This window comes from Zymomonas sp. (assembly GCF_020216885.1).
GTDB lineage: Bacteria > Pseudomonadota > Alphaproteobacteria > Sphingomonadales > Sphingomonadaceae > Zymomonas.
The window spans coordinates 1-10,000 of sequence record NZ_JAIWON010000004.1; the positions used below are offsets into that span (position 1 = coordinate 1).

Sequence of the window (10,000 nt, forward strand, 5' to 3'; positions counted from 1 at the left end):
CGGCGGCAAGGATTAATCGCAAAGGGTAAATCAACCCAACGGAATACCGGCGCATCAGAGACATGATCGCTATAAAAACGGATATGGCAATCGGTGCGTTTTAAATCGACTGATGTCATCCATGCCAAAATCATTCGCAATTTTGCAGGGCCATAGTTATTTTCTCCCTCAATGCGGGCAATCAAATGGCCATCATGACGAATACTACTATTGGTTGCAATAACATCATCAAAACCTAATTTTCTGGCAATCAAACCCGCATAAAGGCGATAAGATGCTGTAGCCATAACGAGCCGTCTTCCAGCTTGGTGATCGGCTTTTATCGCCGCAACAGCCCCGGGACGGATATTATCACGGATCGTTTTCTCAGCGAAACTCTCGGCCAAAGGCATGATATCATTGGGATCAACATGTATTCCCAAAAGCAAAGCATGGGATATCTCTTTCAAGCGCCCCCGTGAAATCAGGCGCATGATATAGGAAAGCATTGCCAAGGCGACCAAGGGAAGAAAAAGCAAGCGCCACCTTTGCCGACGACAAGCCACATAAATTAAAAAGGGTGTCCATGTCGGCCGATAAGTAATCGTGCGATCCATATCATAAATAGCAAGTTCTATCGTCATAGCTCCCTTGGGGTAGGTAATGGGGTATCTCAAACTAAAACAAGATAATTACATAAAAATATACGGTCTATTTTTTACAAATACCTTACCCTAACTGAGAATATCCGGCCTTGGATGGTATATCCGATTCAGGTTTTAAAAATTTTTCATTTTCTACGAAAAAACATTCTGTCTTCGCCGCAGTATCACAGAACAGCATTTGCCATTTTTATCAGGAATGATCTAGATCTATATCTCTAGAAATTCCTGTTTCTGTCGATAAATCGCCGTTTTCTTATTTATCGGCCTTCATTCACAAATAAAAAGGATTGGACGAAATGGCGGATATAATCAATGCTTGCGAAGAGAAAATTTTAAAAATAGCCGCTAATTTTTCTATGCTGGATTATCTCACGGAATGGGCAAATATTAACAGCGGCTCTTATAACCAAACGGGACTTGCCGTTATGGCCAAAAAGCTGAAACAGGCTTTTTCAATCCTTCCGGCTAAAATAGAGGAAGTAACACATCCCTCCCAAGCCGCTATTTCTGCCGAAGGCGTTCCGCTTCCTCCCACAACAGCCACACATTTACATTTAACGATTCGTCCAGAAGCGCCCTTACAACTCCTTTTTACAGGCCATTTCGATACTGTTTTTGGCAAAGATCACCCTTTCAACAAAGTAACCCGCTTGGATGAAGAAACAATTGGCGGTCCCGGCGTCGCCGATATGAAAGGCGGCTTGGCTGTAATGCTGGCGGCACTCCAAGCCTTTGAAAATCATCCCGACAAAGACAAATTGGGCTATGAAATCGTTTTAAACAGCGATGAAGAAATAGGCTCGTCTTCCTCTTCTTCACTACTGACCCAATCTGCCAAGGGAAAAATCGCCGCGTTTACCTACGAACCGTCAACCCTACCAGATGGGACCTTTGCCAGTGCCCGACCGGGAAGTGGTAATTTTTCTATTGTTATAACCGGTCTTGCTGCCCATGCTGGACGAAATATAGACCAAGGGCGCAATGCTATTGTGGCAGCCGCCGATATGGCACTTCGTCTCAAATCAGCCAGTAAAAAGGGATTAACAGTTAATCCTGCCAAGATTGATGGCGGCGGGCCCAATAATATTGTTCCTGACAATGCGGTGTTACGGGTTAATATCCGGCCTTCGACGCCTGAAAAAATGCAATTAGCTGAAAATCTTCTAAAAAAAACAATTGCAGATATTGCTCAAGACCATAGTGTAACAGTCAAAATTTATGGCCATTTCGGTCGCCCCCCTAAAGCGATTAGCGAAAAAGGCAAAAATCTGATGGCGCTGGTTGAATCCAGCTGTCGAGATCTCGGATTAACGGCTCGCTGGCAAGAAACGGGGGGCGTTTGCGATGGCAATAATATTTCGGCAATGGATGTGCCCGTCATTGACACAATGGGGGTTCGAGGAGGCAATATCCATTCCCAAAAGGAGTTCATGATTATCAAAAGTCTTGAAGAACGGGCGCAGCTTTCTGCTCTCATTCTGATAAGACTTTTAAATATGGGGGGAATATGAGTTACAAAATTCGTCCGGCACGTGCCGGTGATGAACAATCGCTTTATGCTTTGGCACAGCTAACAGGAGGTGGCTTTACAAATTTACCTCCTGACCTCAAGGCTTTAGAAGCAAAGATTGTTAGAAGTAACGAGGCTTTTTCTGAAACGGAAGATGCCGTCCGCGATCATGTCTATGTCTTGGTGCTCGAACATAGCGACAGTGGTCAAATCGTCGGGACAGCCCAGATTTTTGCTAAAGTTGGGGTCAAACAACCGTTTTACAGCTATCGCCTCAGCCAGCTCACCAAGACCTCTCCAGAATTAGACCAACGCATTACGACACAGATGCTGACGCTAACAACTGATCTAGAAGGCTGCTCCGAAGTCGGCGGTTTATTTTTACATCCTGATCACCGTACCGGTGGCCTTGGTCTATTGCTGGCACGATCACGCTATCTTTTTATCAAATTACATCGCGCCCGATTTGCAAATCGTTTTCTAGCTGAATTACGCGGCGTTATTGATGAAAATGGCAAATCTCCTTTTTGGGACGGACTAGGTAACAAATTTTTCGGAATGTCTTTTAAGAAAGCTGACTATCTCAATTCTATCAAAGGTAACCATTTTATTTCGGATTTAATGCCTGACTATCCGATCTATACCGCCTTGTTACCAGAATCTGCACGCGAAGTTATTGGTCATCCCCACACAAGTGGCAGGCCAGCAATGCGGATGCTTCAAAAAGAAGGCTTCTCTTCAAATGGCTATGTCGATATTTTTGACGGTGGGCCCACAATGGTAGCTGAAACCGATCACATTATTTCTGTCGCCCATGCAAGAGAAGCCACGCTAGAAGATGCGGCGCTTAATGATGGTGAAGGACAACTATCCGTCGTTGCAACAGGCCGCTTAAAAGATTTTCGTGCCAGCTATGCTTTTCTTAGCGAAGAGAAAAAAGATAGCGCACAGATAAGACTTAACAAGGAAGCCATCAATAATTTACAGCTTACATCCGGCGATAATTTCGTTCATATCCCTCGCTGAATAATCCGACAAATCACGAAAAATAGGATATAGGCTTCCCTTTATGTATCATTTCCCTAAACGGAATATTGAGTATTATGGCGCAAATTGAATTTACCCATATCGATAATGAATCTTTTATCAGTGATGTAAAATCGCTGGCTAAAAAAGTAGAAAGCAGCAATGAATATCCCGATTTCGTCGTCGGGGTCGGACGGGGCGGTTTGGTTCCGGCTGTTTACTTGTCCCACTGCCTAAATGTCCCAATGCTCTCGGTTGATCACTCATCTAAAGTCTTTGATTTCGCTGATGAGTTGCTCTTAAAACTGGCTCAATTAACCATTGCAGGACGTAAGCTGCTTTTTGTTGATGACATCAATGATTCCGGCGGTACCATCGCCTATTTGCGCCAAATGATGGACAAAAATGGTGCCGTCACTCAACATGTCCGTTTTGCGGTTTTATTAGATAATATCCGCTCAAAAGCGCGAGTTGACATCACCGCGCGCAGCATCGATCGCGATGTCGATAAAAGCTGGCTGATCTTTCCTTGGGAAGCTATGGGTAGTCAGGATACAATTAACGAAGAAGCCAATTCTATTCCAGAACGGCTGGCCTAATAGGCTGGGGGCAATAAATATCCACAAGATTATGTGATCTTTATTGCCCCCTTTAAAAATAATAATAATCTTTTTAAACAGTCCGTTTTTTAGGCAATCTGATTATGTAGGTCGAAAAAACTATCTTAACTTACAAAACCCCTTCCCTGACCTGTTCTTCATAGCGAATAAAGGCTGCTTCCAATTTCCACTGCAAGGCAGCTTTGTCATTCTTTGCCAAGAAATCAGCACATTTTCCTTGGGGCATAGCTGTAAACGCTATACCACTACAGACAGGCTTCATGCTCTCCCCCGTATTTTTCTGCCATAGGCTATCCCCTGCCAAGAACGCATATTCCAAACTGTCACGAGAGAGCTTTTTTAAATCACTATAAGATACATGTTGCTCTTCTATTGCTCGCATATATTCCGTGGTCAGATCATTACGAGACACACCGGCATCATCCGTCGAAATAACGACAGGCACATTATACTGACGATAAAGAGCAAAAGGATGCTGATTACCCTTGATATTCAAGATAGCATCATTGCTGGATAAATTGATTTCAACTGGCACAGGGCGTTCAGCCATATGATGCAAAATTTCGACTGGATTCATTTCTGATCCGATATCAATTCCGTGACCAATCCGGTCAGCACCTGCAACAAAAACAGCTTTCCGGATATGATCCCTCAAACCGGCAGCAGGGACAAGTGGCAGTGCCAGCTCACCTGCATGGAGTGTGATTTTTACATCAGGATATAACCGCCTTAAAAAACGGAAAAACTGCATATGCAGGTCATAATCTTGCATAGAAACTGCACCGTCCTCTGGTGCGACAATATTCACGCCGACCCATCTTGGATCACTATGTGCCAAGGCAAAACCCAACGCTAATTGTGCAAAAACCATTTCGGGCGGCATCGCCCGTACAGCAAAAACCATATAACGCATTGTAACCGAACAGGCTGGGTCAGGTTGACGGCCATCACATTGTAATATCTGACGAGATTGCGCTTCCGCTTCCGAGGTTTCAGCCTTTGCCGCCGCCACTGCCGCCGGAAGGCGATCTTTCACGACTTTCCATAAGTCCTCCGATGAGATTTTGCCTTTTGCATCTTGCAAAACACTCCGCGCAAAAGTCGACACCACCTTCGGATTCTGCATCGTTTCAATATAGAGCAGGTTATTCGCCGCTGCATCACGGCGGCTATAGGCAATCATTCGGCCAAAATTATTATCCAAGGCTGCCGCAAAATGAAAAAAACTAGAGAAAAAATGATCGTGACCAGAATGCTCTCCAGCGGTAACATCAAAATGATAATTCCTCATTGAGAAAACATCTATTAACCGGTTCCATAGAACTGGATCTTGGCGCTCCAGATTTTTCGCTGGCTTTTTATTCACCGCATCTTCACAAATGGACGGAATTATAGATAGTTTTATAGTATCAATGCATAAATTTTGATCGCCAGCCCATTGAAGCATCGTTTCTGCATCAATGGCGCCAGCCAGATGGTGATGAAGATCGCCGCCTTTAGGAAAAGCAGACACAAGCATATGCAAACGAGGCATATCACCTTTGGCTTCTTCTATTTTGGTGGCTGCTACGCTTTCATCGCTAGAATTACTCGATGTTTGGGGAACAAAAGCATAACTTTGCGATACAGGGAACAAAGAAAAAATGAGAGAAAGAATGGTTGTCTTTGTTTTTAAAGGGAATAGTGATATTTTTAAAAAATTCTGAAAAAACAACCTGCCAGTTCCTTTTCGTCACCAAATTGCATAAAGATTTTCTACAGAAATCCATCAATTTCCGATACATCATTTATCTTATAAGAACGTATCATTTTTATTAAAAAGATGCGCGTGAAATAAAAATATGAACAAAAAACCAGTATTTTATGATTCATCAGGGAAAAGAAGAAGGCGTTTTGCTCTCGCAATCGTTGCTTTTTTTGCCTTGCTCTTTTTAGCGATAGCAACTCTTTTTGCGACAGTTGCGATTCCATCCATCGGGCAAAATTTACCTTTTTCTATTGGCCGCGCGCCCATAAAAGCACAGCCTAACGGGATTACATCCCACACGCGCATCAATTTTCATCGGGCTTTATCTCGTATTGGCTTAGTAAAAACACCTCCTAAGCCTCTAAAGGATACTTTGAGCATGGCCTTCTATACGCCGTGGGATGATGCCAGCATTGCATCGCTATCGCGGCATATCAATGATATCGACTGGCTATCGCCAGGCTGGCTATCCGTTACAGGTAGAGATCATCACTGGACAGAATTTCCTGACCCTCAAGGTCATGCGATTATCAATAATGCCAAGCAAAAACCTAAAATTTTGCCTATGGTACAAAATGTTAGTAATGGGGAATGGGATGGCAAAAATGCAGCGATTTTAATGCGAGACCCAGCTGCACGACTACAATTTCTTAATAATATTGAAAAATTTTTAGTTAAGAATCAGGCTGACGGCGCTGTTTTTGACTTTGAATCTCTGAACAAGCAAACACTGCCTTTTTATCTACAACTTCTCAAAGAAACCCACGATTGTTTTTCTGCACATCATTGGATTTTGACCGTTGCCGTGCCTGTTGCCGATGAGGCATGGGATTTATCAGCCATTGCTAATGTAAGCGATAAACTCATTTTAATGGCTTACGACGAACATTATCCAGAAGGTGAACCGGGCGCAATTGCCTCAAATGACTGGTTTCTTGATGTTGTAGAACAAGCCACTCAAAATCTACCACCAGAAAAAGTGATCGTTGCCTTAGGCTCATATGCCTATAATTGGAAAAAAGGTAGCGATACCGATGCTATATCTATCGAACAGGCATGGCTTACCGCGCATGAATCAGGGACAATTCCAGCCTTTGATAAAGAGACTGGGAATACGCATTTTTCTTATAGTGAAGCCGGTATTTTACATGATGTGTGGATGCTAGATGCTGTCAGTTTTTATAACCAGACTAAAATGTCGCACCATCTGGGACTCAACGCTCTAGCCTTATGGCGCCTTGGTTCAGAAGATCCGTCACTGTGGAATATTTTTGGGAAAGGTCATTTAATCCATAATGGTACTAATGACACAGCAATAGTTGCTGATCCCATCAAGGCATTAAGTCATATTCCAGCAGGTACTGAAGTTGATATCGAAGGCACCGGAGAAGTTCTAAGAGTTGCCAGTCGTCCGGTTGCAGGTGAGCGCCAAATTGACCTCGACAAAGAAGGCCTAATTACGGATGAAAGATTCTCCTCTATCCCCCTTCCCTATGCCATTGAACGGGCGGGTTATCGTCCGGGCATGATTGCCTTAACTTTTGATGACGGCCCTGATCCGAAATGGACACCTAAAATTCTCGATATTTTGAAAAAGGAACATGCACCAGCAACCTTCTTCATTATCGGTGAAAATGCGCTCACCAATCGCAACTTATTATTACGAGAAATAAAAGAGGGCCATGAAGTAGGTAATCACACCTATACCCATCCTAATTTGGGCATGGCCAGCGCCAATAGTACAATTATTGAGGTTAATGCTACTCAGCGCCTTTTCCAAGCTTTTACAGGACATTCATTGCGCCTTTTTCGTGCGCCTTTTTTCGGAGATGCTGAGCCAACAACAGCCGACGAGATTGATCCTGTCTATGCGGCGCAAAAATTGGGCTATCTTTCTGTTGGATTACATGTTGATCCCAATGACTGGCAACGGCCAAAAAAGGATGAGATCATTGAGAGAGTTATGGAGCAGGTTAAACAGGCAACTAGCCAGCATAGCGCTCAGATCGTCCTTTTACATGATTCCGGTGGTGATCGCACACAAACCATAGCAGCTCTACCCGATATCATTCATCAATTACGGGCAAATGGCTATCAACTGGTTTTAGTTTCAGATCTTATCAATCTCAAACGTGACGAGGCGATGCCACCCTTGAGTCCGGTTGAACGCGTTTCAGCAAGATGGAATTTTGCTCTTTTTTCTTGCCTTGGTGCCTCCGTTATTGCGCTTCGGTGGATATTCGCGATTGCAATCACCTTAGGTATTTTGCGTGCTTTATTTCTTTCCGCTTTTTCGATCATCCAAGCAAGAAAAGAAAATCGGCTAATTTTCCCACCTATCGATCCAGAGCGCACTATCAGTGTGCTCATCCCCGCCTTTAATGAAGAAGCTGTTATTGAAGCCTCTATCCGGCGTGTCCTAGCCAGCGCTGAGGTTAATAATATCGAGGTAATTGTTATTGATGATGGCTCTACCGATAACAGTTCTCAAATTGTTGAAAGCCAATTTTCTGACGATCCTCGCGTTCAGCTTATCCGACTTTCCAATGGCGGAAAAGCGCGCGCGTTAAACCACGGCGTTCAAAAAGCAAAAGGTGAAATTATTATAGCTCTTGATGCAGATACGCATTTTGAACCACGGACAATTGCCCGTCTAACGCGATGGTTCTCTGATCCAAAATTAGGAGCAGTTGCTGGTAATGCCAAAGTTGGCAATCGGATTAATCTGATCACACGTTGGCAAGCGCTAGAATATATTACAGCTCAAAATCTTGAGAGACGAGCAACGGTTCTTTTGAATGCTATGACGGTTGTGCCCGGTGCCGTGGGTGCTTGGCGGGCAGAAACGCTGCGTCAGGTTGGAGGTTTCCCTGATCAGACTTTGGCTGAAGATCAAGATTTAACCATTATTATCCAAGAACATGATTGGGCAGTACGTTATGATCCCTATGCGGTTGCTTGGACAGAGGCACCAGAAACCATTCAAGCTCTCGCGCGTCAACGTTTCCGCTGGGCTTATGGAACATTGCAATGTCTTTGGAAACACTGGTCGATTATCAAGAATCGCCGCCCGAAAGGATTGGCTTATATAGGGCTGCCACAATCTCTAATCTTCCAAATCGGGTTTGCAACTATATCGCCTATTATCGACCTTGCTTTGGTTATCAGCATTATGGCTACGGTTTTTGCAGTCTATCAACATGGCTGGGTACAACAAGGGGACGATCTCCAAAAAATGGCGGCTTATTGGAGCGTTTTTACACTTATCGATTTAATGTCTGGAGTCGTCGCTTTTGCCTTGGAGCGGAAAGAGAAATGGTCTCTATTATGGCTCTTGATTCCACAACGGATCGGTTATCGTCAGATAATGTATTATGTTGTCATTAAAGCCTTAACACAAGCTATCCGAGGCCCCAAGGTCGGATGGGACAAATTGGAAAGATCAGGTCATGTCCAGACAGAAAGTAATAAATAAATTACTAATATAAATTATATAAAATTTACTGATTTTTTATCTCTTATATGGATTTCAATATGGCAAGCCGGCCTCAATATACTTTTAGATTTATTTTTTTTGCGGGCATTATAGGCTTAGGGCTATGGACAATCCGTCATTTTTGGCCGGCTCTGATCTGGAGTATTGTTATTGCCATTGCATTTTGGCCGCTATGGCTCAAACTTAAAGAGTCCATGGGGTCAAAACACGAAAAAATGCTGGCACCAGCTTTGGCAACCCTTGCAATTGGTGTCACACTTATTTTGCCGCTATTATTTTTTGCCTTTGAAATCATGAATGATTTTCAGGCTGCTGTTCATTTTTTCCAAGATTTAAAAAATCAGGACACAGCGCCCCCAGACTGGCTTGGCAGGATACCTTTTTTTGGTGGGAATCTTGTTAATAAATGGCACCAGTTTTTTGCACCTTCTTCTGATGGCAGCCAGATATCGCTGCATCAGCTATTAAATGGGAATGTAATTAATCATAGCCGTGCTTTCGGCATGAATGTGGCAAGGCGTATTACCACTTTCTTTTTTACACTAATGAGCCTCTTTTTTCTTTTTCGTTCGGGTTCTGAATTACAAAAAATGTTCTTGAATGTTAGCCGTCGTTTAATGGGGCCCGATATGGAGCGTTTTGCCCATCAAGTTGTTCTATCTGTTCGTGGCACATTAGACGGGCTGGTGTTGGTTGGACTAGGCGAAGGCGTCCTGCTAGGCATTATCTATGTTTTTACCGGTACACCTCACGCCGTTATGTTTGGAGGAATGACAGCCATTGCAGCCATTATTCCTTTTTGTGCACCAGTTATGTTTTGTATTGTTGCAGCTATTTTGGCTTCACAAGGCCATATAGGGGCAGCGATTACAGTTGTTGCGTTAGGAATGTTAATCCTGATGATTGCCGATCATGTGGTACGCCCAATTCTTATTGGCGGCGCAACACGATTACCCT

7 protein-coding genes are annotated in these 10,000 nt (G+C 43.6%); 5 read left to right on the top strand and 2 right to left on the bottom strand.

What is annotated here, in order from left to right:
- A partial coding sequence (locus LDL18_RS00135) for an HAD-IB family phosphatase (RefSeq protein WP_296505856.1) occupies window positions 1-623 on the bottom strand: 623 nt, incomplete at its 3' end.
- A 317-nt stretch (window positions 624-940) separates the two neighbouring features.
- On the opposite strand from LDL18_RS00135, the gene LDL18_RS00140 reads away from it, so the two are divergent.
- From LDL18_RS00140 to LDL18_RS00150, 3 genes are all read left to right on the top strand, one after another.
- The gene (locus LDL18_RS00140; protein ID WP_296505858.1) at window positions 941-2,155 is read left to right on the top strand and encodes a hydrolase; all 1,215 of its coding nucleotides are present in this window, start codon (window positions 941-943) and stop codon (window positions 2,153-2,155) included.
- Window positions 2,152-3,180, top strand: coding sequence for an arginine N-succinyltransferase (locus tag LDL18_RS00145; protein ID WP_296505860.1), 1,029 nt, complete (start codon window positions 2,152-2,154; stop codon window positions 3,178-3,180). Before LDL18_RS00140 ends, LDL18_RS00145 begins: the two co-directional genes overlap by 4 nt.
- 77 nt (window positions 3,181-3,257) lie before the next feature.
- Window positions 3,258-3,779 carry a phosphoribosyltransferase family protein gene (locus tag LDL18_RS00150; RefSeq protein ID WP_296505862.1) on the top strand — a complete coding sequence of 174 codons (522 nt, stop codon included), beginning with the start codon at window positions 3,258-3,260 and terminating at the stop codon, window positions 3,777-3,779.
- Window positions 3,780-3,909: 130 nt separating this feature from the next.
- Here the strand turns inward: LDL18_RS00150 and LDL18_RS00155 are convergent, their stop codons facing one another.
- Window positions 3,910-5,514 carry an adenosine deaminase gene (locus LDL18_RS00155; RefSeq protein WP_296505864.1) on the bottom strand — a complete coding sequence of 535 codons (1,605 nt, stop codon included), beginning with the start codon at window positions 5,512-5,514 and terminating at the stop codon, window positions 3,910-3,912.
- A 127-nt stretch (window positions 5,515-5,641) separates the two neighbouring features.
- On the opposite strand from LDL18_RS00155, the gene LDL18_RS00160 reads away from it, so the two are divergent.
- Together LDL18_RS00160 and LDL18_RS00165 are read left to right on the top strand one after the other, a co-directional pair.
- On the top strand, window positions 5,642-9,022 hold the full coding sequence (locus LDL18_RS00160; protein WP_296505866.1) for a glycosyltransferase: 3,381 nt from the start codon (window positions 5,642-5,644) through the stop codon (window positions 9,020-9,022).
- 59 nt (window positions 9,023-9,081) lie between these two features.
- The coding region (locus tag LDL18_RS00165; RefSeq protein ID WP_296505868.1) for an AI-2E family transporter at window positions 9,082-10,000 on the top strand (919 nt) is incomplete at its 3' end.